Raw genomic sequence first — 26,863 nt, 5'->3', positions numbered from 1 at the left:
AAAACGATCATGATAACGATAGACCATAATCGGTTGAGGAGAGGATTTCAAATGATGAGAAAACAGGTAGGAGTCGTGTTAATTTGTGCGGCGCTTGCAACCAGTGCTTGCGGAGCCGGGGAAAGCGGGAAAACCGGAGGGACTTCGAATAAAGAGAAACCGAAAAGCAAAGAAGGGAAAACCGTCGTGACCTTGTCCTTAAGAAATCCCGATCCGCTCTTCCAGGTGATCGAGAAGAAATTCGAGGAGAAGTACCCGGACATCGATTTACAGATTCAGTCCTATAAGCAGCCGGGCGAGCAATGGGGAGCCGGGGATTACGAGAAGTACGTGAAGACGACGAACACGGCCTTACTGTCGGGTAAGGGCCCGGATATTGTGGAATTAAGCGATCTGCCCGTCGATAAATATGTGCACAGCAAACTTCTCGTAAACCTGAACGAAATGTTCGACCAGGATAAATCCCTGAAGAAGGACGAAATGAACCTGAACATTCTGAACGGGTTGAAGAAAAAGGACGGCGGGTTATACACGATTCCCACCTCGTTCTACTTGAGAACCTACATAGGAGACGGCGATTCGATTAAGAAGGCGAATGTCACAATCGACGATGCCAACTGGACGTGGGATCAGTTTGGAGAAACGGCGAGAAAGGTGAGGGAGAAGGACGGGGGAGGGGGCAAAGCGAAGCGGCCCGTTTTCGCGGACGATCCGGGAGTAATCCTGCAGGAGATCATCATGGATCGTTACGGGGAGCTTGTCGATCCGGCCACTATGAAAGCGAAGTTCGATTCGAATTCCTTCACGGATTTGCTGAAGTCGGTCAAGAAAATGTACGACGACAAAGTAATGACAAGCGAAATTGCAGAAGGAGAAACCGCCTTATTTTATTCGGCCGCTTTTCTCACGCTTCAAGATTTGGTCGCGCAGCCGTACGTGCTTTTCTCCAATCCGAAGCTGCTTCAGAAGCCGCACGCGGAGGGCAAGGGAGGGATCCGGATTATTCCGACCGACGAGTTTGGGATACAGGCCAACTCCCCGGTTAAAGCGGAAGCGTGGACGTTCCTTTCCTTCCTCTACTCTAAAGACGTGCAATCTCTGCAGGATCTGAAAGGATTTTCCCTGCTTAAAGAAGTGAACGACAAAAAGCTCGATGAGATTCAGAAGCAGGTGAAAGCCGGAACGTTTAAGCTCCCGACAGGAAAAGCAGCGAACATATCCGATGAACAATTTAACTTGTATAAAAAGCTGATTCAAAAAGCCGACAGCTACTCCGCATTCGATATGAAAGTGCTGTCCGTTATCAATGAGGAGTCCCCGGCCTATTTCAGCGGGCAGAAGCCGGCGGAGGAAGTGGCCAAACTGATTCAGAATCGGGTGACGACTTATTTAAACGAGTAGATGAGCAGAGAGATGAGCAAGATTCATCTTTAAATCTGGTAAAGAAAGGCCGGTTTTTTTGAAAAAAATCATGGCAGCTGCAGTGCTCGGCTTATTGATGATTATGAGCATACTGGCTTACTCCTTGAGCTTCAGCCTGGACTTTCTCAGTTCCCAGAAATTCGTTGTAAACGGGAAGCAAGCCGAGTACTCGGTCATCGAATACAACGGGCACGTGTATGTTCCCCTGCGCTTTGTAGCCGAAAATATGGCTTCCGACGTCAAGTACCACGAGAACACGGGAATAACCAGCATAGACCAGCACAGTATAAGGTTCGATGATGCCGTGGCTGCTCCGAAGCCCGAAGTTGTCTACGAGAAAAGGCTCCGGAACGGGTCCATGTGGATGCAGGATATTCCCCTGCTGCAGGGGAATTCGTGCTGGGTAGAGTGCATCCAAGATTCCCGGTCCGACCTAACCCTGCTTAAGCAGGCGGAATATCCCGCGGTGGAGGTAAAACCCGAATCGTACATCGGCATCCGTTATACGAAAGGGATGGAGCCGCAGCAGTTGGAATGCTCCGTTATCACAAGCGCGGACGGGAAGGAATTATATACGGCAATAGAGATGGACCAAGGAAGAATACGTCTGCCGAGGGAGCCCGGAGTTTATTCGATTGTGCTGCGCTCCAACTGGGAGCAAGGCAATACGACTTATTTATTTGCCGTAAAGATCGTTTAAGGAGCATGGTCCGGCCGTCGGAAAGTTTGGCAAGTTCGGCAAGAATCATAGGTGAAATAAAGCGCATGAAAATCACATTGTTGCCTTATGATGATCCGGAAGCGGGCAAGCCTTTCGCCGCACTCGCTTCCGCACTTCAAGCCGGCGGGTATGAAGCGGGGGTAGTGGTACCGGCCGGTTCAATTCCTTATCCGGCACATTCCGGCACAGGCCGCGCCCTGATGCCCAGACGCGTCTGGAAACTTCCCGGGTTGAAGAAGGACGGGTTAGAAAAGGAGGGCGCCGGGGACGGATACGGAAATCTGCCGGAGGTTTGCGCAGAATCGGATTTGATCATTACCGATCTGCGCATGCTTGAAAGTGCCCTGGCCGTTTCGGATGAGCTTAACAGCAAACTTATAGCGGTTGTCTTGACTCCTCCATGCCCCGTATCCCGCAGTGCCGCGGTCGTTTCGGCCGCTCTTAAGAAGCTGCCCTTCTTCTATGGGGCAGTTAGGAAACGGGAGGCCGGGTACGCATGGCCGCTAACCTGCAAAGCGGTCCAAGACAAGCTGATTTTACGGGATATTCCCGTCCTTCACGCATACAGCGCATGCTTCCTGAAGAGACCCGGCGAATGGGGAGGGGCCGCCGGACGGATTGTAACGGGCGAGTGGATAACGACGATGGCGGGCACCGGTGATTTTATCTGTTCAAGCAAGTCCTGTGAGGATACAGAGCAATGGCTGAATGAGGGAGAGGCTCCTCTTTATTTCGGTTTTAGCGGATTACCCTTGCAGGCACAGGCGCATTGTATCGAAACCGCTTTGGACGCCGTGAGGGAGTTTTCCTGCAGAGCCGTCATCGAGGCCGACTGGGAGGCATTGGGCAGGCTTAGACATGAGCTGCCCGGATATGCGCTGCCTATTGAAGAGGCCGACTATGACCGGCTCTTTCCCCGCTGCAGGAGCATCGTACACCGGGGTTCTGCCGCTGCCGCGCATGCAAGCTTGAGAGCGGGAATTCCCGCTCTCGTTTGTCCGGCTGCCGCCGAGGAGAAGGTGTGGGGAAGGCTGACCGCAACAACCGGAGCGGGAAGCTGCCTGCCGCTAAACAAGGTAGCGCAAAAGAAACTGACGCAGGCGTTAAAGGTTCTTGAACACAAGCGAATGAAAAACAAAGCGGCCGAGCTTGGCATAGGCTTGAGGCGGGAGAACGGCATAGAGACGGCCATTTCGTTCATTGACCGGTATTTAAGCTGGACGCAGTACAGGAAGTTTTAAGTGCGCATCGGGATTTGCGAAGTCAAGAGTTTGAGCAGTCAGGAAAGACATGAATAATAGGGTTCATGGGACCGCGCAGGTCCTGCAATCACAACGAACTTATTTCAATCCGAACTTTTATAGGTCTAAAGAATCATAATATAGGCACGAAATGAAGGGAAATTGTGGAAGGGGGTCGAATCATTAGGAGACAACAGATAGAGAGGAGTTTCATCGAATGAAAACAAGTACAGGTTTACGCAAAAAAATGGCGGTCACGCTGCTCGCATGCACCGTGATGGCGCCCGCTCAACTATCTTGGGCCGCTTCGGCGTCCGCTGCAAGCGATATCTCGGGGCACTGGGCCGAGCAGCAGACAAAGCAGTGGGTAGACAAAGGATACATACAGGGCTACGCAGACGGCACGTTGAAGCCGGACAAGGCGGTAACCCGCGCGGAGTTCGTTTCGCTGGTTAACCGCTCGTTCAAGCTGGAAGCGCAGGGGACGGCTTCCTTCAAAGACGTCGCGGCATCCGACTGGATGTACGGCGAAGTCGCCAAAGCGGTCCAGGCCAAATATATCGAAGGGTACCCGGACGGCAGCTTCCGTCCTAACGCTTCGATTTCCCGGCAGGAAGCGGCCGTGATTGTCGCCCGGCTGCTGAATAAGACAGCGGCTCAGAGCGAAACAGCGGAGGCTTTCCGCGATCAGTCCGCCATTGCGTCGTGGGGAAGCTCGGCCGTTGCGGCCGTAGTCAGCTCCGGCGTGATGAGCGGCTATGCGGACCATTCCTTCAAGCCCGAAGCGCCGATCACCCGCGCCGAAACGATTGTCACGCTGCAGCGGGCAGCCGGTGAAACGACAGCTCCGACGGAGACCACGGGACCAGGCACGGAGGAGGGGGCTCAGCTAGCGGAGAGCACCATTGCCATTACCGGCCCGGATTCCGTGAAACTAACGGACGAGTCGGCCCAAAGCATTTCTTTTGAAGCGGCCGTTAAAAACAAGAACGGCGAGGCCGTCAAAGACGCCAAGGTTGTCTGGAGCCTGGAATTCGCAAATGATCACCAGAGATGGCAGGACGAGGCGGACGCCCCTTACGGCATTACAATCGACCCGGCTACGGGCAAGCTTAATGTCGGCTGGTATTCCTGGATTGAGGATTTCAAGGTCGTCGCCAAACTGGCATCCGACAAATCCGTCGTAGGTTCCAAAACCGTTCACGCCAGCCAGGGAAACATTAAAAATGTTCTAGCTTCTAACGGTAAGGTTCAATTCGTTTTCTTCGAAGAGCCGGAGGTGCTGGACGACGGCTACGGCGGGAAGTTCAGAGCGGACATTGATTCGATCTCCATCGCTCAGGAGGATTTGCAGGATCCGTCCCAATACAAAGAACTTGATATTACCAAAACAGACTATGACCCGGCGACCAAAACAGCGACCTTCCATTTCAATCCGATTGCCGCAGCGGCCGAGAAACAGGACATATATCTCTCCATCGGCTATATCGAAAGCACGTATATTTCAGGTGCGCACTTTGTGATACCGGCAAAATAGAACATTAAGAAAAGAGCTGTATCGAAATTCATCGCGGATGATTTTGGTACGGCTTTTTTTGTATAGAAGGCTGAGGCCGGATACGGGCCTTAAAAAGAAAAGGCATTACCATGAACATGTCCCGTAAAGGAACGCCCGGTGATAATGCCTCCATTGAATCGTTTCATTCCACACTAAAGTTTAGAATTAGTTATACTTATTTTTCTTTAAGAAGGTATTCGGAATTCTCAAGTTTCCATTGTCCAACTAAATCGGGAGCTTTTGCACTATTTAAGTACATATATGTTTTGATTTGATCTTCAGATAACTCTTTTTTCCAGATTCTTAAATTTGTGATCCCCCCTTTGAATAAATAATTTTTCTTGCCTGCTTCCAAGTACCCGCCCAGATATACATTTGTACTTGCTCTTCCCCCTCGGGTAAAAGGTCCCTTAAGTGTCTGCAGGGATTGGGGGAGCCCATTAATATATAATTTAACGTTATCTTTATCAGGAATACCATTATAGAAAACGGCGGCCACATGAACCCATTTATTTTTCAGATTATCTGAAGGAATACCTAAAACATCCGCATTAAAAGTGTTAAAACCGAAGTATCCGTCAGCAAGATATAGATCATAGCCCGAATCCCATGCAAACGGCATAACCGCATTCGTTCCATCCCAGAACATCCAGAATTCTACCGTATTTTTTTCTCCTTGGCCTGTATTTATATGGACGTTCGAAAGCTCAGAATACATATCTCCTTTGAAAATTTTGGGGTTAAGCGGATTGTCGCGAAGTCCCCATTCACCAACTAACCCGCTTTCATTCCCGTTTAACCGTTTGAATATATTACTTTGGATTTGTAACACATCTAGTTTCTTATTCCGAATTCGAAAGTTGGCAAGTTTGCCTTTGAAGTTATATAAGGTTTGATTATTCTCTTTATAACCGCCAATGTAAACTTTATCGCCTGCGCTCGCTCTAGATTTGTCCGAACCAAGGTGATTTTGGATATTTTGTTTAGTGCCGTATATATATAGTTCACAACTGTCTTTGGTGACATCCCCGTTCTTGAATATCGCTGAGACATGAACCCATCTATTTTTAAGAGGCAGGGAAGGTATGCCCAGCAAGTCGCTATTAAATGTATTAAAGCCGAAGTATCCATCCGCGAAATAAAGATCATACCTTGTATTCCAAGCAAATGGCATAACGGTGTTAGTGTCATCCCAGAACATCCAAAATTCGACCGTATTATAACCGCCTTCTTGTTTATTTATATCTAAATTGGACAGCTCAATAAACTTAGTTCCATTGAAGGATTTGGGATTAATAAGAGTTTTTTCATAAAACCATTCTCCGATCAAATTATCTTCTGTACCTTTTAAATTTTTGTACATATTCGTAACGATTTGTTTATTCTCTTGTTTGTTGTTCCAAATTCTCAGATTAGCTATCTTACCTTTAAACCGGTAGTCCGTTCCATTTTCATTTTTATACCCGCCAATATAAGCGCGGTTGCTTACCCCGATTCCCCCCATGTTTCTTTGCCTAATGCCTTTTGTAAGGTTTGCTTTACCCCGTTGATATATAGTTCAAGATTTCCAGAGTCAGGGTCACCGTTATAAAATACCGCAGCAACATGCACCCATTTATTTTTTAAGGTAGTCGAAGGAATTCCGAAGATATCCCCATTAAAATGATTAAACCCGAAATACCCGTCTGCAAAATACAGATCAAACTTTGAACTCCAGGCAAATGGCATTACAACTTCCTTGCCGTCCCAGAACATCCAAAATTCAACCGTAGTTTTGCTGCCAAAAGAAGTATCGACATTAAGATTAGGGATTTCATAAACATCTGTGCCGTTAAGGTCGACAGAAGAATCAGGTTCCATATTTGCAGGCTCTTTGCCTAATAAATTTCCGTTTCGATCATATTTGTATTTTATAAATTCGTTGGAAGGGAGGTGGGTGTAGTCCAACTGACCACCGCTTCCATATAGTTGTTTAGTTCCTGTCATAACAGTAGGAACAGCTTGAATTTTCCCGGCAAATGCCAGCAGCAATGACAAACAAATCATCGATACTAGACTATTAAGTCCTATTTTTCTATTCAAATTAAATTCCCCCTATGAAGCAGATAACAACCACAATAAATTTTTTCATAATAAAATACAATATTTTTTCTAAATAAGAAAATAATATTTTTATCAAAAGGAAAATTAAAGATATACATCGTATATAATCCTGTATTAGAGTGGGTTTGTATAGGAAGTTTTTAGATGGGGTGGATTTTATGAAAATTTTTGCAAGTACTCTGTTAGTAGTGTTTGGCTTATTGGTTTCTAATCTATCAGTATTTGCGGTTTCCTATCAGTACAGTGACAATGGTCAATTGGAGTATATGCAACTAGACTCAGATCTTGCCCGGGAATATTCATATGATAAGAACGGGAATTTATTGCAGGCCAAAGAGCATCAAACCGTTTATCCAGGTAGTTTGGTCAGAAATGGATCCTTCGAGGACGGAAAAGACGAGGGGGGGTGGACGAGCTGGCCGGGTGATTCTACTGTTCTGTTGGACAATGATTCTTTACGTGGAGACAAAAGTATAAAAATCGTTAATAAAAACAAAAGTTATTCCAATTGGGGACAGACAATAACGGGCTTTATCCCAGGACAAACGTATCTTATGGAAGGCTGGGTGAAAACGGATAACGTAACAGCTTTGCCTAACCACGGTGCATTTCTTTATGTAAGTTTTAAAAATGCGGAGAATAATGAATTAGCATACAAATGGATCGATCCTATAACGGGAACGAATCCCTGGAAACGCTTGGGCGCCGCTATTACGGTACCTGAAGGGACAGCTAGTATTTACATAAGTGCCATGCTTTACGGAGCTTCGGGAACAGCATGGTTTGATGAAATTAAAATAAATGAGGTTAATCCGAACTTGATTTTTAATGGAGGATTCGAGAAGGAGAGTGGTCGTGACGATAATCATTGGGGAAGCTGGTCACCCGAGACATCCAATATTAAAGCCGATAACGCAGGGCATACCGGGGCAAATTCACTGCTTTTACAAAACAAGGATATGGCGTACACCAACTGGGGGCAAACGATTAAAGATATAAAGAAAGGGCGTTATTATCTATTTGAGGGTTGGGTTAAAACCGAGAATGTCGATGCCCCCGAGAATTATGGAGCCTTTTTATACTATAGTATCCGAGATGCCGCCGGGAAAGAGGTTTCCAACGAATGGATACAACCGCAAACAGGTACACGGGATTGGACCCGGTTGAGTCGAATTATCAAGATTCCCCGTGAAGCTAAAGAAATATATATCAGTACGATGCTGTACGGAGCCTCGGGAAAAGCTTGGTTCGACGACATGAAGCTAATAGAAATGAATGACAAAGGAGATTTAATCCAAAACGGATCGTTTGAGTGGGAGTATGGGATTAAAGAAGGCGGTTGGTGGAGTTGGTCTACTACCGATAATATATCCCAAAGTGATCTGGCCCGGGATGGGAAAAAATCCGTTAAGCTGCAAAATCCAGGACAAGCTTATACGAACTGGGGCCAAACGATTACCGATTTTAAAGTGGGAGAGAAATACACATTGGAGGGCTGGGTAAAGGTAGAGAATGTACAAGCACCACCATTGTATGGAGCTTTTCTCTACTATAACTTCAAGGATGCGAACGGGAAAGAGATTGCTAATGAATGGGTAGAACCGCAAGTTGGAAGCAAAGACTGGACCAAGATAAGTAAGGATGTGATTGTGCCCGCCGGGACCAAGGAAATATTCGTAAGTACTATGCTGTACGGAGCATCGGGAACGGCATGGTTTGATTCTATCAAATTTTATCCGGCGTCTTCCCGGTAGGAGATACAGCATGATTAAAAAAACAATTATTTTATGTATGATATGGACTTTAGCAGCAATAAACTTCACTTGTACGATGCAGGCTAATGGGAATACTGCGGAATCGGATGCTTCCATTGTTTCGTACTTGATTCCATCCGTAATGGTTGTGGGGAAAACTTATCCTGTGTCTGTCACGGTAAAAAATGAAGGAAGAACTAGCTGGACTAGTAAAGATTTTTTTCGTCTTGGCGCGATAGACGATATGGATCCATTTTCAGAGGGACGGCAGTATTTGCCCGATGGAAAAATAAAAAAATCGGGCGAAGAATTCACCTTTCTTTTTTCTTTACAAGCTCCACAGACTCCCGGTTCTTATGTAACAGATTGGAAAATGGTACAAGAGTCGGTGAGTTGGTTTGGAGAAGCATTAATTAAAAAGGTCGAAGTCACAACTCAGCAAGAGCGGGGAGCTGTCATTTTATCAGAGTCTATTCCGACAAAAATGGGGCCGGGTACGAGCTATTCTGTATCTGTAACAGTTCGAAATGAGGGAACAACGACCTGGACAGACAATTATCGTTTAGGGGCGGTTGGAGATAGTGACGATTTTGCCAAAAAAAGCCGCTTATTTCATTCAGTCATTTTTTTAGTTGACGTGGTTTAAAACCCTGCCTGATCCAAAGCAGCCCATTGCGGCTGCTTTTTTTAACTCTCATTATATAGGTCTAAAGAATCAGTTGTTAGTCTTAAATTGAAGGAAAATTGTGGAACGTGGGCGAATTATTAATAGACAACAATTGGAAAGGGGCATTGTCGAATAGGTGGGGGCGATAACAAATTTGGTTTCATGTAGGAGAGAGAGAGGCACAATGAAAAAAACTATATCAATATTTTTAATATTACAAATGATAAGCGTGATTTCTATGTTTGGTGTCCATGCTCAAGAGATTGTTTCAAATGTGTATGATTCAAAGGGGAGGATATCCTATTCTTCATTTATATCTAACAATAAGTTTGTTGAATATAAATATGATAAGAATGGGAACACGATAAGGAAAAATCTGTGGGGAGACAATGCTTACAAAAAGATGTCGTCAATTATCGGGCGTAACGAAAGTTTTGAAACTGATAACAATCAAGATGGAATTGCTGATGACTGGCTTATTTCAGGTCAAGTTAAAGCAAGCATGAGTTCTGATAGCAAATACGGGAAATATAGTCAACGTTTAGAGACTATCGATGATGGGGGGGCTTTCAGGCAGGAACTGGGCAATTTAAGCGCAGGGAGACATTTTCTTGTAATGCTAGATTACAAGGCGAATGCCTCAAATACAGTGTCAATGCGGTTAAATGACACCCAAACAGATTGGGGTTTAAATCTTGGATACAATTATTTTATTACCGATAATACTTGGAGAACTGCATATGTAAAATTCACCTCGACAGGGAAGCCTATCAATTTAGTGGCCGCATATTTTGATCCGGGGAGCCATGTGGTTAATATAGATGGACTGCGTCTCTATGAGATTACAACAGCTGTATATGACCAAATTAATTCAAACCCAGAATATACTGGGGATTCTCTAATTGAGAAGTTTTCATATGGTGACTTGTTAGACTATAAAGGTGACTTTGAGCTGGACGACAATAATGATGGTAACGCAAACGGTTGGAATGTTGACGGCCATAGTGTTTCAAGTTTAAGCCATGAATCTGTCTATGGAAATACAAGTCAGCAACTAGAACTTGATGGGGAATGGGCTTCTTTGAATCAAGAACTAGGAACGTTAACTGAGGGTAGTTACTACTTATTTCTTGTTTCTTATAAAGCAACTTCATCCACTACAGTGTCCATGCGAGTAAATGATACCCAAACAAATTGGGGATTAAACTTAGGTTATAAGTATTTTAAAACGGATGATACTTGGAGAAGAGCACATATTAAATTTCAAGCAACAGGTAATCCGATTACGATTATTGGAGCATATCTTGATAGCGGCGTAAGTAAGGTGCAAGTTGATGGAGCTAGACTCTATAAAATATCAGAATCCATCTATAACAGGATTGATAATGAAGAAGGATACTCAGGTGATTTGCTTTATTTAAAGTATCCATATAATTCATTTAATGAGATATTAGGCGATACATAGTAGGGCATGTCATCAAACTTAATTTAACCATAAGAATATAGAAGCCACCAATAGAAAGGCCTATGGAACTGTTTTATGTACTATTACAAAGGAATGGTGAAACGACGGCATGAAGAAGAAAATTAATTACTTGGTTTTATTTTGCTTAGTGGTTCAAATGCTCGCTCCCTTATATGTAATTCATGCGAATGAGCAATCGGCAAGCAATCCGCAGCAAATATCCCAGTTATTAACGGTAGAAAGCCTGAGTAAAACTTACGGAGTACCGGAAACGGATTTATTGTCCGAACTTAACAAAGGATACTCGCTATCGGAGATTCAATCCGCCTTGCAAACAAGGCAGGACCCTTCCCAACCGCTTGGAGAAATCCTAAATCAAATGAATCCAACGATTGAAGAACAGTTGAAAAAGGAAGACTACTCGGCCGAACGATTCGCAGAGAAGCATCCTCAGCCCGGTCCGACGGCACCTACTGTTTCCGAACAAACTTATGGAACCTATGTGGAGCCGACCGGAGATTCGATTATACCCGACCCGTCATTGCTTTATCCACCTGGGGTAACGGATGCTACTTACGGAAGAGCGTCACTACTTTCGTCTAACAAATATCCTACAAGTTATGATGAGCTAGCGGTAAAACGCCTTGATATTAAAGCAGACCGGGCTCCTTCGGCTTCCTCAATTAGTGAAGATGTATCCACGGTAAATGGTTCTCTGCAAATACAAACGACAGATATGACCCTACCGGGGAGAAACGGACTTTCTTTTGAATTAAAGCGTAAGTATGACAGTTCGGACGCCTTATATTATGAAAAAGATATTTTAAATGGTTCTATTTATACGACACGATATTATCCGGAACTCACCAGCCAATTATATTTTAAATATTCTAACCAGCCGGTTACGGAAAACGGAAGCGCATCGGATTTCTACTTCGGGCCTGCGTATCAATCTTTTGTTCAATATATGGGTGAATACACCTATTGGTATTTTCCGGCTAATTACCCTGTCATAGAAGAGTTTAACAATGAGGTGTATGACTCTTTTAAAAAGGCTTGGCCCTACATGGATCCGAAAAATCCTAATACTCCTCCATTCATCGCGAAAGAGAACATTCGTCTGTTCGGACTGGATTTTTATGCGAAAGCCTATACGACAGGCAACGTTCGCCAGGATCCTATGATGGTACCGGAGTTCAGAGGAACGGCCTATGCCAACAAAACCAAACCGATTAAAAATGAAAACCGGTATCCAATCGGAAAGGGCTGGAGCTGGGATCTTCCTTACATCGAAAGTAAGGATAACGGTAAAACCTACATCCGACTTTTTGGCGGAGCAACTTACGAGCTGGATGGCAGAACTCTGAAAGGATACCCTTGGAAAGACCTAACAATGTATTATGATTCAAGTATTAAAGTGAATAATTTACCGTCTTCCTACAGGCTGGAATCCCTGGACGGAAAAAAGCAGTATTTCGCTTATAACGGAAAACTTATTCAAATAACGGATGCTTACCAAAACACGATTCAGTTTGAATATCAGGACGTTACTCCTTACGGACAAGTTCTTACAAAAATCAAGGATGCCATAGGAAATGAAATTTCCATTGCTTATACGGAAAAGGACGTGACGCTGACCTCTGGTGACCGTACCGTTAAATATGACAAGATAAAGGATCCGCAAGGTAATAAAGAGCTGCTGTCTCAGGTTACCGATCCGGCGGGGCGTAAAACACAATATGTATACAGCATTGAAGCGGCTCCATTTGATTTGGTACGTGCTTCAAGCATGAAAGACAATTACGTAGCTTTGTTGAAGCAAGTTTACCATCCCACTAAAGCTAAAACAGACTACACGTATGAGACTTTTACACGCAGTCTGGGCGTCTATGCCAAGGAAACTGTCCACCGGGTAAAAACCAGGGAAGATGTGGTGACTTTTGCAGATGGCACTGAGAGTCGGTCTAATCGTGTAGATTATGCCTATTCAGGTGACGGCGGGGCGGTTCAAGAAAGAAATACGTCATTCGCTACCACAATCAACAATGGCAGAACTCAGACCACGCACAACTATGACAAGGTTTATGTGGATGATAAAACACCTGAAATTTTCTATAACACGCAAATTAAGCAGGACGACGGTACTCAACAAACGATTCAAACCATGGAATATAACCGGGCCAACCGCTGGCCGTCCCCAATTAAGACCACGACGAAGACGGTACAAGGGTCCGCAAATTCGACTGAACAAGTCGTTCAGCGTACGTATGATGAGTATGGGAATGTATTAACGGAGACGGACCCGGCAAATGCCGTGACGACTTATCAGTATGATGCGTCCACCCATTTGGTTAGCAGCGTCACCAAACCTGTCCAAAGTGGGTTGAATAGTTACACCGAATTGGAACGGTATCCGACGACCAATGGAATTAAAGTCGTTCGAATCAAAGAAAACAATGCGGCAGGCGCTGTGAAGGCACAAACGAGCTATACCTATGATGCCTACGGAAATCCGGTGCAAATTTCAGTGAAAGACGATACAAAGGATACAATTGTGAACCAAATTTTTGGGGCGCAGTATCAGGGTGGATTTCTAACCGAGCAATCTGTAGAAGTTACCGACGCCGCCAAACAAAATTCAGTGATTACACAGCGATTCGAATACAATCCATCTACTGGCTCCATGACGAAATTTACGGACGGCAAAGGGTTCGATACCCGCTATGAGTACGATAAGCTCGGCCGTACGACTAAGGTAACTCAGCCCGACACCAGTTACAGTACGTACACCTATAATGATGAAGCAAATGAAATTACGACGGTAGATCCTACGGGAGTCACTGCTTTTGCTAAGTGGAACCCATTAGGATGGAAAATTAAAACGGGGATTGTCGGCAAACCGGCACAAGAATTTGGCTATGATTCATACGGCCGTCAGGTCTGGAGTCAGGATGGAGCGGGTAATCGCACTTCCTATGAATATGACAAAAGAGATCGTCTTGTTGCCACTACGTACCCGGGAGCAGAACAGGCTAAATCGACAATCGAATACGATGACGTAAACCGGATAGTGACGAGTAAAGACGGGGAAGGCAACAAAGTTAAAGAAAGCTTTGATCTGCTGGGACGACTCGCACAAAAAGAAGTCTACAGCTCAGCGGGAACTCTGACGGAATCCATTCGTTACAGTTATGATTCGGCAGGTAACTTAGCAACTGTAAATGATGGAACAGGCAATAATCCCGGGGACGTTCAAACTACCCAGTATGGTTACGATGTGATGAACAGACTGATATCCGTGACCGATCCGGAAACGAATACGACGCGTTACACCTATAGCCTGGCCAACAAGTTAACCCAGATTGAATATCCTGATCATAACAAAACACAAAAAGCGTATGACCAGATGGGAAGATTGATTCAAGAAACCGATCCCCTCGGTCAAACGGAAACCAGTTTTTACGATGCCGGCAATAATTTGATTAAAGCAATCGACCGGAAAGGGAATGCTCAAACCTTTACTTATAACTCTCTGAATCTGCAAACCACGAGTGTCACAGGGGATGAGAGCCTAACATTCCAGTATGATGCAGCCGGACGCAGACTATCGATGCAGGATCGTACCGGAACGACCAACTATCTTTATGAGCCGTCGACAGGATGGCTTAAACAGGTTCAATATCCGGATAAACGTACCTTGCAGTACGCGTATGATGGTCAGGGCAATCGTACGCAGATGACCGATCCTTTCGGCGTTGTAACGAATTACCAGTATGACGCTAGGAACCGGCTAAAAGCGGTCGGACAGGATCCGATGAACTGGGATACGGAGTACCAGTATAAGAACAATAATTTACCTGCCGTCATTCAAGGAAAAAATGGACTCGTTTCAGCGTATAATTACGAGGTTTCGAACCTGACTTCTATGACGCAAAATTTATCCGGTACAGGAATCAATTCTTTCGGTTACGGCTATGATCTTCATGGAAATCAGAAAACTAAAACCGAGAATGGAAAATCTAACGCCTATACGTATGACCTATTGAACCGGATTGCTACAGCTTCTGAGTTTAATGAGAATTACAGCTACGATAGCCGCGGGAACCGGCTCACTCTTCAAAGTGATAAGCCTATCACATCCGCCGACATGAGCTACAGTTACGATGAGCGTAACAGATTGTCTGAAGTGAAGGTTGGGGAAGGGACGGGCGTCCGTTACACGTATAACGGTGACGGGCTGCTTACGGAACGTACCGAGAACGGGGAAACAAGCCGTTATTATTACGATGGGGATCAAATCATCGCGGAAGCAACCATGACGAACGGTACAGTCGCCCACAAGGCAAGTTATATCCGTGGTATAGATTTGGCTACGCCTGCTGTTTATGAAGACAAAGAGGATGAAGGGAATGGCCAGGAATCGTCTTCAAACACAGATATTTGGGGACGGACCGTAATTGTTCAAACGGAAGGCAAACAATCCGGTGTAACGCACTTTAGTCAGCTCGTAGCCAAAGTGGACGTTCAGGGCAATAAGGCTTACTATGTTCATAATGGGCATGGGGACGTTATTGAATTACGGGATGCCGGTGGTGCCTTGCTTAACCAGTACACCTACGATCTTTGGGGCAATCCTACAATGGTCCAAGAAAAGGTGTCCAACCCGTTTGGTTATAGCGGAGAATACTGGGATAATACGGCCAAACTGCAGTATTTGCGTGCTCGCTGGTATGACCCCGGTATGGGAAGATTCCTGAATGAAGATACTTATCAAGGACAATTGAATTCACCTTTATCTTTAAATTTGTATACCTATGTTCTTAATAATCCACTTCGTTACATTGATCCAAGCGGTCATATGGATATGCAGGCAGGATCTGAATCTGTGTCTGCCGGAGGAAGGATTAACAGTGGTAGTGCTTTTCAAGGTGGCGGCGGCGGTGGCAGAATAGGCAGGTTGGCAAGTGAAAAGGACCTTCGTTCTCAAGGTAAGCCATATGAAAACCATACAACTGTAAAGAAAACCGATACGACGAGAAGTTTGCCTACTACTGGTAAACCGAATTCCTCAGTAGATTTTTATGATAACGGCAAACTAACACAAAGAAGGTATTACGACGAAAAAGGGCGAGCGAAACAAGACATTGATTATGAACATTCAAATGGAGATAACAGCCATGATTTCCCACATTCTCATACTTGGGATTGGAGTAGTGGTTCTCCAAAAAGAAGCAAATAGTACCTTGCTTTTCTATGTTAGGAGGTTGGAGAAAAATGCATAGTATTCATGACAATGAAATTATTTCCTATAAAGTTGATTTTCAAAAGTCTAGAATTACATTGCACACATTAGGTGGTAATGGAGATTCAGTTACCACCACTATCGAGTTTATTGATGTCCTGGCGCATATGTTTGAAACACAGCTACAGGGAAGTATTATTCTTGATATTAGCAAATACGAAGTAAGCCGATTTCTCAAACATAATAAAGAATTGTTAGAGAAACAGAAGAATTACGGGTGGCCGATGCATTATGAAAAGATTGAAGATTTGCTTGAGCGTTTACAAAATGAAAAGTATAACTATTATGTAATTTCATCTTCATATGGTCTTAATGGATGGGTGATTGCTAAAGAATATAATATTTATAATTGAAATTGAATAGTGATGTTAAACTTGGCCTTGGGGGCGGCAATCCTCAAGGTCTTTCTTTATAACACCCCACCCAGTGCCGAATGGATCGGCGATAAGTCCCGAAAGAACTTAACCCTCATCACCTCCGTATGATATATATTCGAAATAGCCTGTACGCACATGCGAAATGCTTGAGAATATAACCCTCTTTGACTTATCATTCATCCTCGACATAGCCTAAAATGGTCAGATACCACCGTATTTGAATTCTAAAACCTTACCTTCGCTTTCTCCCTGTTTATCCAGATATAATGCCATCCGCATCTTTATTACAACAAAGGCCGACTACAGATTGTAAGCACATTTTAGAAGTTGTTCGCAACGATCTAACAATATGCTCCGATGGTTATAACAGAACGTCAGTCTGGTGACGACCAGTTAACATAGAGCAGGTAAGGTAACGCTTAGGCTAGCCGCCTTCCTGACTTCAAAGCCGCCGTGCGGCGATACACCAATCGAAAAGGAAGGTACATCAAATGAAGACAAGAACACCTGAAATCTGGCTGATTAAAAGCGATAAAGCCGCAAATACGTATATGGATGAGGTATACAAAGAGAGTGCCTTTACAGGATGCCACAAGGGCTATACCATGGTGCCGCAAAAAAATCCATCGTTGCTATGGACTTAGTGAGTACGAGAAGATGATTCTAGTGGATATTATCACCTATATGAGCGATAAGAGTCAGTGCTGTCTTTCCATGGAAATGATTTCCTAAAATGTCGGATGTAGTTCCAAGACGGTAGAGCGTCACATTGGGAAGCTAGAGGACAAGAAGCTGATTCTGGTTAGTCAGGGCAAGAACAATACTTACTATCTGCCGAATTATCTGCATGTTCATCTATATCTACTCCTGCCGGAGAAGACTCATGAGTTCGTCGGTAGTGTAAAGAAGCAGGTTAACGAGAGAGACCTAACTCTGTGGATTCAGGAGATGGTCAAGAGCGAGGATTATAAGGCGTTTACCGCCCGACTTCAAAGACTTCATGAAAGACGCTTGCCGATGGACAAATTCGCTAAAACGGAAACATTGGCTAACTATGGTCAGTATCTAACAACGGCGTTTGCTAAGAGATTTCCACCAGATGTCAACGGAGCATAATCGAGAGTGTGTATTTCAGCGGACTCTCTGTCCAGATAGACGTCATACGGTCGGTTAACAGCCAAAATTTAAGGCTGTAGACTCTGTGTTCACGATTTCGACAGAGTGTCTGGGTTGTAGACACAGGGTCTGCTAAAAACCGACTGAAGTCTCACTAATAAGAATCATAAATAAGATTCAATAAGAACCAAGATAAGAATCACTTGAATAAGAAACAGTTAGACGCGCCGTGGGCGGTTTGCGATTTCGGGGGAGATTCTTGATTCTTAGATGGAGAGTAAAGATGGCGGATAACTCTTTTATCCGCAATGGTCTTGCTTGACACTCCTTCATGTACCAGTGTACTATTTAATTAATACACTAACACAAAGAACTGACCGAGGAGGAATACACTTTGAACGCTTGGTGGAATTTATTCAAAAAAGAAATCGGCATCCGGACAGCCGTAACCGGCTCTCAAAAGACTTGGGCAGCTTTTTCCGTCGGTATGATCGCTCTGATGACGTTTATGGCTTACCGCTACCAGTCGGGGATTGTCACTCCCTTGTGGCTGGGCATCATTTATCTGCATGTTTTTCTTCCGTCCGTTTACCTGCTGATCAGTTTCGGTAAAGAACGGGAGCGGGCACCGCTCTGGTTCCAACTGCCGCAGCCGGGCTGGAAGCTGATCGGGGCGAAATATGCGGCCGCGCTGACGGAGATGATCGGCGGTCTGCTCGTTTCGATCACGATGTTCCTGTGGATGTACAAGGTGGAGAAAACGGCGCTGATCGAACGTGCGGGAGACGATCTCTTTTATTTATCGGGACACGTCAGTTATTTCAGGGGTCTGCTTCACGGCTCGGGGCTTAAAGAAGTCTTTATCTTTTTCTTCATCGCATTTTTCATTGCCGCCTTGGCTGTCCTGGTGTACTTCACGGCTTTGGCACTAAGCAACCGGGTCGGCCGGCTGCGCTGGCTGGCGGCGATTATTCTGATCGGAGCGGCCATGCTCGTGGAATATACATTTGAAATGAGCCCGGTGTATCAATTTTTGTTCAAGTGGGGCTACGCCTTTGATTGGGACGGCGACCCTTTTTATTCGGGGGAAATGATTTGGTCCCTGGCCAATCTGGCCGTCATCGTGTATATACCGGCTTGGCTTTTGGATCGCAAAGTGGAGGTGTAAGTTCATGCCTGAACAGTTTTCGGGCTCGCAGCCGATTTACCTGCAGCTGGTCCAGCGGGTATGCCGGCAAATCATCCGCAAGGAATTTCCGCCGGGAGGCAAGCTGCCCTCGGTCCGGGAACTTGCCGTACAGTTCGGGGTTAATCCCAATACGGTCCAGAGAGTGAATATGGAGCTGGAGAGAATGGGCATAGTCGAAAGCCGGAGGGGACAGGGCATGTTTGTTACGGAAGACGAGTCGCTGCTAACGCGGCTCCGGGATGAGCTGAAAGAAGGGGAATTAAAAAGATTTGCCGAGGAAATGCGTGATTTGGGCTACTCCAACGAGCAGATTATAGAGAATGTACAGAAATTTCTCAAGCTGAATTAAGGGTCTTTCAGAGGAGAGGAAATGAAAATGGCAGAAACCTGGAACGGTACGGAGCCTATCGTCGCGTTCGATGGGGTAAGCAAGAGCTTTATCGGCAAAAGGGTGCTGAAGGACGTCAGCTTCCGCATACCGAGGGGACAGATTATCGGCATCATCGGCACGAACGGAAGCGGAAAATCGACCGTGCTGAAGCTGATGGCAGGTCTGCTGCAGCCTTCCAAAGGAAGGGTGGAGCTTGAAGGACAGCGGGTATCGCGGATCAGTTCGCGGCGGATCGCGTTCCTGCCGGAGCAGGACGTATTCTATCCGACCCATACCGTGGAGCGTACACTGCGTTTTTACACCGCGATGTACCAAGACTTTGACATTGCGAAGGCGCTGGAGCTGACCGAATCTTTCGGGCTGGATTTGAAGGAAAAGGTGGCCCGGCTGTCCAAAGGCAACCGCGCGCGTCTGAAAATCGTGCTCGTGCTCGCCAGACAGGTGCCGCTGATCGTGATGGACGAACCGTTGTCCGGCTTGGACCCGCTGGTGAGGGAATCGATCATCCGGACCGTGATTTCTTACGTGGATATGGAGGAACAGACGCTCGTCCTGTCCACCCACGAAGTCGACGAGATCGAGCCTCTGCTGGACCGCGTTATTCTGATCCGGGACGGTGAGGTCGTGCGGGACGAGGCGGTTGAACAGATTCAAAGCGAATACGGAATCGGACTTGTGAACTGGATGAAGCAGGCAGGCGGATAACGCCCGGCTGCTTTTTCTGTTCCCGGTAAAGAGGTTGACAAACCAATCTATAAACCAATATATTGGTTTTATGAAAACGAAACCAACCATTCAACGCATTAAACGCCAATCGTTCCGCGACGAGATTTACGAGGCGCTGCGGCAGGCGATCGTTTCGCTGGAGCTTGAGCCGGGCGCCAAGCTCAGCGACCAGGAGCTGGCCGAGCAATTCGGCGTAAGCCGCACGCCTGTCCGGGAGGCGCTCAAGCGCTTGGAGGACGAGGGGCTCGTCGAAGCGGTTCCCGGCTCCGCGACACGCGTCACGCCGCTGAAGCCCGAGGAAGGCAGGCACGCCTTCACTGTAGTGGCGGCACTCCATGCCTTGGCCGCCCGTCTGGCCGTGCCCTGTCTGGGCCCGGAGGAACATGAAGCGCTGGAACAGTCCAACAAGGCGCTGGAGGAGGCGCTCGGCCGGAACGACGTTCCGGCGGCGATCGAGGCGGACAACGCTTTCCACGCCGTTTTTCTGCAGGCGGCAGGCAACCCAGAAATCTTGTCCGCGCTGAAAGGCATCCTGCCCAAAGTGCAGCGGCTGGAAATTTCCCGATTCGCTTCCGTCCACGGGCTTCAATCCGTCGAGCAGCACCGCAGAATTGCGGATGCGTGCCGGAAGCGCGATGCGGCCGCCGCTGCCCGTCTGGTCGAAGAGAACTGGCTCACCTTGGGGGAACGGCTGGCCGGGAGCAATCAAGCAGAGAAAGGCTGATCCTTCATGAAACCGATACTGCTGGGCATTTTATCCGCCTTTTTCTTTGCCATTACGTTCGTGCTCAACCGTAAAATGGAGCTGGGAGGAGGGAGCTGGCTCTGGAGCGGCTCTCTGCGCTACCTGTTCATGGTCCCGTTCCTCCTGCTGATCGTTGCGGGCCGTCGCAACCTGCGGCCACTCTTCCGGGCGATGCGACTGCACCCGTGGAAATGGCTCCTGTGGAGCACGGTCGGCTTCGGGCTGTTTTACGCGCCCATGTGCTTCGCCGCGGCCTATTCCCCCGGCTGGCTGACCGCCGGAACGTGGCAGCTTACCATCATCTCGGGCTCCCTGCTCGCCCCGCTCTTCTGGGAGACGATCGCGACTCCGGCGGGGCCCGTGAAAGTCCGAAGCCGGATTCCGCTGCGCGGACTCGCGATGTCGCTCGTCATTCTGGCCGGCATCTTCCTGCTCCAGCTTGAGCAGGCCGGCTCGCTGACGGCGAAGGATCTGCTGCTCGGCGTCCTGCCGATCGTGGTCGCCTCCTTCGCTTACCCGCTCGGCAACCGCAAGATGATGGAGCTGTGCGGCGGCGGACTGGACGTGTTCCAGCGCGTGCTAGGCATGACGCTGGCCAGCCTGCCGTTCTGGCTGCTCCTCGCGGGTTGGGCTTACGCAAGCGCCGGGCTGCCGAGCACGGAGCAGACTTTCCAGTCGCTCATCGTCGCGCTGTCATCCGGCGTCATCGCCACGATACTCTTCTTCCGGGCCACGGACATGGTGCGGGAAGACGTGTCCAAGCTGGCCGCCGTGGAAGCGACGCAGTCGGGCGAAGTGCTTTTTGCCCTGGCGGGCGAGGTGCTGCTGTTGTCCGCCGATCTTCCTTCGGCGTTGTCCTGGCTCGGCATCGGGATCATTGTGGCCGGAATGGTGCTTCACAGCCATGTGTCCCATCGGCGGCCCAAGGCACAATTTTCTATGGAAAAGTAACCGCGAATTTCCGGTTATCCCCAGAAACCCTACTCCCAAACAGAGGTTTTTCTCTGCGAGGGAGGCGGTTTTTTTCGGTTTTAACACAGTTATTAACAAAGTTATCCCCATAATCTACACCTTTAAAAGCTTATTAGTGTATAGATCGGACTTTTATTATTAACATATCCACAATCGCGTTTATCCACAAGATTAATCTTTTTTAAAGGACGGGGAAAAGGACTTCCAAAAGGAAAAACCGAATGTATGTAAGAGATTCAATCGCTTATAGGCAAAAGCTTTCATAGAGAAGCGGCAGCCAGATGGAAAGGAGCGCGCGAGATGGAGAACCTTACTTTACAACAGGTGGATGCCAAACATCCGGATCTATGGTTGTTGATCGAAAAACTGGACGAGGAGCTGCTCCAGCGGTATCCGGCCGAGGACATTTTCGGTCTGGACCGTGACGATCCCCGTCTGGATCAATCTGTTTTTGTGGTCGCCTATGGCGGGGACCGGCCGGTCGGCTGCGGGGGCATCCGTCCGCTGGATGCGGAAAGCACCGAGCTGAAACGATTTTTTGTGGATAACGAGTATCGTAAAAGAGGAGTCGCCGACCGGATGCTGGCTTTTCTGGAGGAACGGGCAAGGGAGCGGAACTTCGTTTCCGTCAAACTGGAAACGGGCCCGGAACAGCCGGAATCCCTTTATTTCTATAAGAAGCACGGCTATGTGGAAATCGAAAAATACGGCGAATATATCGGCAGCGAAGCGAGTATCTGTTTTGAGAAACCTTTAGCGGCCAAGGGGGAGGGAATAACATGGCGGTAACGACTCTATATTTGACCCGGCACGGGCAGACCGAATGGAACGTGGCCAGAAAAATGCAGGGCCATCAGGATTCTCCGCTGACCTCTCTGGGCAAAACGCAAGCAGCCTGGCTGGGCGAAGCGCTGGCGGAGGTGCCGCTGGACCGCATCTACTCCAGTTCAAGCCCGCGGGCCGTCCGGACAGCCGAGATTATACGCGGCGGGCGGAAGCTGGACATTGCGGAGCGGGACAGCCTCAGAGAGATGAATCTCGGGGAATGGGAAGGGCAGAGCTTGACGGATATCGAGCAGCGTGAACCCGAACGGCATCATGCTTTCTGGAAAGCGCCCCATCAGTTCCGTGCGGGTACGGGCGAATCTTATGAGGAAGTGAAGGAGAGAGCGGTCGGGGAGGTTTTGAGAATCACGGAGGAGAACCCGGGGAAAAGCATGCTGATCGTGACTCACACGGTTGCGCTCAAGCTGATCATGGCGCACTTCGAAAGCCGCGATCTCCGCGACCTGTGGGAGCTCCCTTACATTCATCCGACCTGCCTGTGCAAGGTGGAGCTGACGGACGGCGTTCCGCGGATCGTTCTGCATGCCGATATCTCTCATTATAAAAATGAAATCGAAGGCGCGTTCTGAGCGGAAGTTATTGATTTTTTTCATAGAGTATGCAAAAATACCACAAAAGATCGCATTGGTTAATCATTCCGGTATAGATCTGTCGTAGAGAGTACAGCTGGCCCGTGACGGTATGTCCGCCTCTTGGGAGGCGATAAATCTGATCTTGTGAGGAGGGAGATAGGCGTTAGTCTATCGAACCGCGATGAAATTTGTTTGCGTTGAGTGCAGCAAGGTGTTTGCCGAATTCCGCTATACCTGTACGTGTAACGGAATGCTTGATATTTTCCAGGACTTCTCCGGTCTGGATGCCGAAGAGCTGAAGCGGCTTTTCCAGAGCCGGCTTTCGGACAGGCTTTCCCCTTATGCGAGCGGGGTATGGCGCTACAAGGAACTGATTTTTCCGGACGTGGAAGATTCGGCGATTGTGACCAAATACGAAGGAAACACGGGGCTGTACCGGAGCGATGCGGTTGCCTCTTATGCGGGGACGAGAAGCGTCTGGCTTAAGGCGCAGAGCGAGAATCCGAGCGGCTCTTTCAAGGACAACGGCATGACCGTTGCGGTTACGCACGGCCGATCGCTCGGTTACGACCGGTTTACCTGCACTTCTACGGGCAACACGTCTTCCTCTCTTGCGATGTACGCCTCTCTGGCGGGCCGCAAATCGTACGTGTTCGTACCGAACAAAAATATTTCCCTGAACAAAGTGCTGCAGACATTAGCTTACGGAGCTAATATTTTCTCCATTGAAGGAACTTACGACCACGGAATCAAGTTTCTGGAGGAGAACAGCGAGAAACTGGGTTTATATATTTGCAACTCGATCAACCCGTTCCGGATCGAAGGCCAGAAAAGCATCGTGTACGAGCTGGCTCAAGTGATGAGCTGGAAGCTGCCGGACTGGATCTTCGTACCCGGTGGCGCGCTCAGCAACGTGTCCGCCCTCGGCAAAGGACTTTCCGATCTCTATGCGCTCGGTCTGATCGACAAGCTGCCGCGCGTGGCGCTCGTACAGGCGGAGGGAGCGAGTCCCTTCTACAAGATGGTCGCAGAGGGCAAAACGGCGCTCGAAGCGGAGCCGAATCCGTACACGCGAGCATCGGCCCTCAACATCGGCGATCCGCCGAGCTGGCGCAAAGCGCAGCGCACCCTCCATGAGACGAACGGCGTTGCCGTGTCCGTCACGGACGAGGAGATCCTGAACGCGAAGGCCGTAATCGACGCGTCAGGCATCGGCTGCGAGCCGGCTTCCGCGGCTACGGTAGCGGGTCTGCGCAAGCTCGTATCCCAGCAGATTGTGGACAAGGACGAGACTGTGGCCTGCATTCTGACGGGGAATATGCTGAAAGACACCGATGCGCTCCGCGAGTACCACCTGGAGGACAACAAACCGTTCTCCAACAAGATCATTCCGTCCAGCCTGACTTACGACGACATCTTTGCCGTGATTAAATAAACGACAAGTACTGCCCCGTTTTTCCCGGAAGGGAGGACGGGGTTTTGCTTGCGGCGTATGGCAAAGAGCCGCCTTCTCGCGAAAGCGGCTCTTCATAAACCGGATTCCTTCTTCCGAAGGAGTCCGGTTTATTTTTTGCTCGTCATGATGCCGTAGGCGACCCGCAGGATCAGCCCCAGGAAGAGTCCGGTACCGGCTATGATGTAAATGATCGTGAAAATCTTGCCCAGCCCGGTTTGGGGAACAAAATCCGGATGTCCGACCGTGCTCAGCGTCGCCACGCAGAAATACAGCGAATCCAGGACGGAGAGTCCCTCCACCTGCGTGTAGAAAATCGTGCCGGACAGAAGGATCAGGAGAATCAGGACGAACAGCACCTGAAAATCTTTTTCTTTAAAAGCGTGCCAGAGGCCGCCGACGAGTCTTTTAAGTGTGAGTATAAACGATACCATGGTTCACTCCTGCTTCAGATGAAAGTACGGGCTGCCGTTACAGGCGAAGTGTCCGGTGTATTCGCGTTCTGTGTGCCGTATTCCGAAAGCGGCGGCTACCGCATGCAGGTCCCGGATCGCCCTAAGGCGCCCGCTTAGTGAAGTTGCAAAACGGGTCCGGCGGTCAGGCTTCCGGTTTGACGAGCGCTTTCTGGCTCTGTACCTCGTTGTTCAGCGCGAGCATCCGGGCGTCCAGCGAGGCAATCAGATCGGCGGTGTCCTTAAGCTCCTGACGGATCTCGGCCGGAACGCCTTCGTTGTATTTGTAGTAGATTTTGTGCTCCAGACTAGCCCAGAAATCCATGGCCACCGTGCGGATCTGAATTTCAACGGGCACATGCTCGATCCGGTTGGTCAGAAAGACGGGAATCTGAATAATAAGATGAAGACTCTGATAGCCGTTGGGCTTAGGATGCTTGATGTAATCCTTCGTCTGAACGACTTGCACATCGTTCTGGCTGCAGATCATGTCGTAGATCCGATAGATGTCGGTTGAGAACGAGCAGATGATGCGGATTCCGGCAATGTCCCGGATATAGGAGCGGGTGTTGTCCATCGTGATCTCGAGATTTTTGCGTTTGAGCTTGGCGGCGATACTCTCGGCCGATTTGATTCTCGTTTTCATATGCTCGATGGGGTTGTAGTCGTGAATAAACTGGAACTCCTCGTTCAGGATTTGCAGCTTCGTGCCGACTTCATCCAGGGCAAATTTGTAGGTGAGCAGAAAATGCGCCCAGCTTTTCATATTTTTTATGTCCAAAATCAAAATGAATCCTCCTAACCGGCCGGCCAGCCAGCCGGATTTTCGAAAGGTACGCTATAAATTTTACAGGCTGCGGACCGGGAACACAAATTCCTCCATATTTCGGCTTAAACGCAGCCGTTTCCGAATACTTATCCTTGCCCTGAAAAGCGGAAACATATCCCTGCTTTACGCCGGACACCCGAAACAAGGACGTTCTGCCGAACGCCCTTGTCAGGTTTCAGGTCAGCTCTCGACGATATGTCCGATAAGTTCCGAGACATCCTCCTGCCCGGCGAGCGGGGAGAGCGCTTTTCTGAAAAGCAGATAAGTGCCGGGTTCATGCTGTTCCAGCCATCTTAGAGACTTTTTGGGCCCCCAATACCAGCGGCCTTTGAGCTTAAAGTAAATTTCCAGACTGTCCGTGAGCATCCAGTGATACCTGAAATCGCCCTCGGCGTCGCCTTTTCCTGCCCGTTTCAACATTTTTTGAAGCCATGCCTTCTGAAAATCGGCCTCTTCCGGACCTGATTTTTCCGGTCCTTTCGCGAATATGGATTGAATCTTCTCCAGAAAAGGAGCAGCCAGCCCGCGGCTGTCGGTCACAATTACACCATCATGAATATGCAGAAAACGGGCCGGATCGTCCATGGATGATGTGGGATGAATCCAGGCATCGAGCAGCAGGCCGTCTATCCGGGAGGTGTCGTTTCTTTTGAAATTTAAATCCGAGAAGATCATAAGATCCAGATCGCTTTCGTCCGTATAATCCCCGTTCGCGTAGGAGCCGTAGAGGATAACCGAATGGCCTTCGTACTTGTCCGACAAATAGTCCGCTGCTTTTTTTATGTGTTCGTTATTCAATGATATCCCCCGCTATCTATAATGTTTGCGTTATTCCGCTATCTGTTAATGAAGCGGGGAGAGGATCAAATCGGTGTTATTCCGTATACCATGGACAATCCTCCTTCGGCAAAATGAAAATGACGTTCAAACTGGAGAAGTTTAAACGTCATTCAGGATAGGTT

The 26,863-nt window shown here is 47.9% G+C and carries 23 protein-coding genes; 18 read left to right on the top strand and 5 right to left on the bottom strand.

Annotated features, from left to right (window positions below):
• Nucleotides 1–51: 51 nt before the first annotated feature.
• The 4 genes from PCH01S_RS26865 to PCH01S_RS26850 all read left to right on the top strand — a co-directional run bounded on the left by PCH01S_RS26865 (nt 52) and on the right by PCH01S_RS26850 (nt 4,921).
• Nucleotides 52–1,401 carry an ABC transporter substrate-binding protein gene (locus PCH01S_RS26865; protein ID WP_241688752.1) on the top strand — a complete coding sequence of 450 codons (1,350 nt, stop codon included), beginning with the start codon at nt 52–54 and terminating at the stop codon, nt 1,399–1,401.
• Nucleotides 1,402–1,459: 58 nt separating this feature from the next.
• Entirely contained in the window at nt 1,460–2,122 is a 663-nt protein-coding gene (locus tag PCH01S_RS26860; RefSeq protein WP_053228796.1) for a stalk domain-containing protein, read from the top strand.
• A 65-nt stretch (nt 2,123–2,187) separates the two neighbouring features.
• The gene (locus PCH01S_RS26855) at nt 2,188–3,384 is read left to right on the top strand and encodes a nucleotide disphospho-sugar-binding domain-containing protein (protein ID WP_042235071.1); all 1,197 of its coding nucleotides are present in this window, start codon (nt 2,188–2,190) and stop codon (nt 3,382–3,384) included.
• Nucleotides 3,385–3,601: 217 nt separating this feature from the next.
• On the top strand, nt 3,602–4,921 hold the full coding sequence (locus PCH01S_RS26850) for an S-layer homology domain-containing protein (RefSeq protein ID WP_042235069.1): 1,320 nt from the start codon (nt 3,602–3,604) through the stop codon (nt 4,919–4,921).
• Between the two features lie 196 nt (nt 4,922–5,117).
• On the opposite strand, the gene PCH01S_RS26845 is transcribed toward PCH01S_RS26850, so the two are convergent.
• Both PCH01S_RS26845 and PCH01S_RS26840 read right to left on the bottom strand, forming a co-directional pair.
• Nucleotides 5,118–6,446 carry a LamG domain-containing protein gene (locus PCH01S_RS26845; RefSeq protein WP_042235066.1) on the bottom strand — a complete coding sequence of 443 codons (1,329 nt, stop codon included), beginning with the start codon at nt 6,444–6,446 and terminating at the stop codon, nt 5,118–5,120.
• Nucleotides 6,428–7,024, bottom strand: coding sequence for a LamG domain-containing protein (locus PCH01S_RS26840; protein ID WP_042235065.1), 597 nt, complete (start codon nt 7,022–7,024; stop codon nt 6,428–6,430). The genes PCH01S_RS26845 and PCH01S_RS26840 overlap by 19 nt, the downstream gene beginning before the upstream one ends.
• Nucleotides 7,025–7,203: 179 nt before the next feature.
• Between PCH01S_RS26840 and PCH01S_RS26835 the strand changes: the two genes are divergently transcribed.
• From PCH01S_RS26835 to thrC, 14 genes are all read left to right on the top strand, one after another.
• On the top strand, nt 7,204–8,799 hold the full coding sequence (locus PCH01S_RS26835; RefSeq protein WP_129112548.1) for a carbohydrate binding domain-containing protein: 1,596 nt from the start codon (nt 7,204–7,206) through the stop codon (nt 8,797–8,799).
• Nucleotides 8,800–8,809: 10 nt separating this feature from the next.
• Nucleotides 8,810–9,445 (top strand): NBR1-Ig-like domain-containing protein, encoded by a 636-nt coding sequence (locus PCH01S_RS26830; protein WP_042235061.1) that lies wholly within the window; start codon nt 8,810–8,812, stop codon nt 9,443–9,445.
• A 205-nt stretch (nt 9,446–9,650) separates the two neighbouring features.
• Nucleotides 9,651–10,931, top strand: a complete 1,281-nt coding sequence (locus PCH01S_RS26825) for a hypothetical protein (RefSeq protein ID WP_042235059.1) — start codon at nt 9,651–9,653, stop codon at nt 10,929–10,931.
• A gap of 109 nt (nt 10,932–11,040) precedes the next feature.
• On the top strand, nt 11,041–16,170 hold the full coding sequence (locus PCH01S_RS26820; RefSeq protein WP_053228795.1) for an RHS repeat-associated core domain-containing protein: 5,130 nt from the start codon (nt 11,041–11,043) through the stop codon (nt 16,168–16,170).
• 35 nt (nt 16,171–16,205) lie between these two features.
• Nucleotides 16,206–16,586: a hypothetical protein gene (locus PCH01S_RS26815; RefSeq protein ID WP_042235057.1), complete on the top strand. Its 381-nt coding sequence runs from the start codon at nt 16,206–16,208 to the stop codon at nt 16,584–16,586.
• A gap of 515 nt (nt 16,587–17,101) precedes the next feature.
• On the top strand, nt 17,102–17,254 hold the full coding sequence (locus PCH01S_RS31545; protein WP_241688751.1) for a hypothetical protein: 153 nt from the start codon (nt 17,102–17,104) through the stop codon (nt 17,252–17,254).
• Between the two features lie 866 nt (nt 17,255–18,120).
• Complete coding sequence (locus tag PCH01S_RS26805) at nt 18,121–18,894, top strand: hypothetical protein (RefSeq protein ID WP_042235055.1); 774 nt, start codon at nt 18,121–18,123, stop codon at nt 18,892–18,894.
• Nucleotides 18,895–18,898: 4 nt separating this feature from the next.
• On the top strand, nt 18,899–19,264 hold the full coding sequence (locus PCH01S_RS26800; protein WP_009671720.1) for a GntR family transcriptional regulator: 366 nt from the start codon (nt 18,899–18,901) through the stop codon (nt 19,262–19,264).
• A 27-nt stretch (nt 19,265–19,291) separates the two neighbouring features.
• Nucleotides 19,292–20,011 carry an ABC transporter ATP-binding protein gene (locus PCH01S_RS26795; RefSeq protein WP_241688750.1) on the top strand — a complete coding sequence of 240 codons (720 nt, stop codon included), beginning with the start codon at nt 19,292–19,294 and terminating at the stop codon, nt 20,009–20,011.
• A 70-nt stretch (nt 20,012–20,081) separates the two neighbouring features.
• A complete protein-coding gene (locus PCH01S_RS26790; protein ID WP_042235051.1) occupies nt 20,082–20,756 on the top strand; it encodes a GntR family transcriptional regulator in 675 nt (224 codons plus the stop codon).
• A 6-nt stretch (nt 20,757–20,762) separates the two neighbouring features.
• Nucleotides 20,763–21,728, top strand: coding sequence for a DMT family transporter (locus tag PCH01S_RS26785; protein WP_042235049.1), 966 nt, complete (start codon nt 20,763–20,765; stop codon nt 21,726–21,728).
• Between the two features lie 321 nt (nt 21,729–22,049).
• Nucleotides 22,050–22,538, top strand: coding sequence for a GNAT family N-acetyltransferase (locus tag PCH01S_RS26780; protein WP_042235048.1), 489 nt, complete (start codon nt 22,050–22,052; stop codon nt 22,536–22,538).
• Nucleotides 22,529–23,164, top strand: a complete 636-nt coding sequence (locus PCH01S_RS26775; protein ID WP_042235046.1) for a histidine phosphatase family protein — start codon at nt 22,529–22,531, stop codon at nt 23,162–23,164. The genes PCH01S_RS26780 and PCH01S_RS26775 overlap by 10 nt, the downstream gene beginning before the upstream one ends.
• A 184-nt stretch (nt 23,165–23,348) precedes the next feature.
• On the top strand, nt 23,349–24,602 hold the full coding sequence (gene thrC, locus PCH01S_RS26770; RefSeq protein ID WP_042235043.1) for a threonine synthase: 1,254 nt from the start codon (nt 23,349–23,351) through the stop codon (nt 24,600–24,602).
• Between the two features lie 128 nt (nt 24,603–24,730).
• Here the strand turns inward: thrC and PCH01S_RS26765 are convergent, their stop codons facing one another.
• From PCH01S_RS26765 to PCH01S_RS26755, 3 genes are all read right to left on the bottom strand, one after another.
• Nucleotides 24,731–25,054: a potassium channel family protein gene (locus PCH01S_RS26765; protein WP_042235042.1), complete on the bottom strand. Its 324-nt coding sequence runs from the start codon at nt 25,052–25,054 to the stop codon at nt 24,731–24,733.
• Between the two features lie 163 nt (nt 25,055–25,217).
• The gene (locus tag PCH01S_RS26760; protein ID WP_174446855.1) at nt 25,218–25,838 is read right to left on the bottom strand and encodes a GTP pyrophosphokinase; all 621 of its coding nucleotides are present in this window, start codon (nt 25,836–25,838) and stop codon (nt 25,218–25,220) included.
• A gap of 243 nt (nt 25,839–26,081) precedes the next feature.
• Nucleotides 26,082–26,699 (bottom strand): nucleotidyltransferase domain-containing protein, encoded by a 618-nt coding sequence (locus PCH01S_RS26755; RefSeq protein WP_042235037.1) that lies wholly within the window; start codon nt 26,697–26,699, stop codon nt 26,082–26,084.
• Between the last annotated feature and the right edge of the window lie 164 nt (nt 26,700–26,863).

Source organism: Paenibacillus chitinolyticus NBRC 15660, assembly GCF_000739915.1.
Classification (GTDB): Bacteria; Bacillota; Bacilli; order Paenibacillales; family NBRC-103111; genus Paenibacillus_F; species Paenibacillus_F chitinolyticus.
The sequence above is the reverse complement of the archived record's forward strand: the minus strand, read 5'-3'. Positions and strand labels throughout refer to the sequence as shown.